A 500-nucleotide genomic window follows, 5' to 3' on the forward strand; every position below is an offset into this window, starting at 1 on the left:
GAGTTTGAAGAAAAAATTGATGCCACGCTTATTCGGTTTGGACGGACATTCCTTTCCAGCACTTTCGACGAGACAATGATTGCCAGTTTTCTTGAGCAACTGACGTCCAATTCCGTTATTACCGCTTCGTATTTATACCTTAATCCTGTCCAACTTACTTCTTTACGTCGTCATCATTTCGGGCATTTGGATCTAAAAAGTGACAAACCTATCGCTCGAACACCCAATTGGCAGAATGAGGCGCTACATTTACCCATCATCATTGATGAGCGAGTCGTTGGCGAATTGATATTTTCTGTGTCGCTGGAACAAATTGAGCAAGCTTTTATCTCCAAACAAATGGAACTGGTTTCTGATTTGGTTCACGGCGTGATCAGCCGTCACCTCAGCCTTGAACGTGAAGTCGAGCTAAGAAAGCGAGCGGAAGAGTCAGAAAAAGCGACGAAAGAGTTTGTCGCGATGATTAACCACGAGTTAAGAACGCCACTTAATGGCGTACT

At 44.0% G+C, this 500-nt stretch carries 1 pseudogene; it reads left to right on the forward strand.

What is annotated here, in order from left to right:
* Positions 1-500 (forward strand): annotated as a pseudogene (locus R7Z49_RS28070) (hybrid sensor histidine kinase/response regulator); the annotation flags it as partial.

This window comes from Vibrio sp. 1562 (genome assembly GCF_033340155.1).
Taxonomy (GTDB): domain Bacteria; phylum Pseudomonadota; class Gammaproteobacteria; order Enterobacterales; family Vibrionaceae; genus Vibrio; species Vibrio alginolyticus.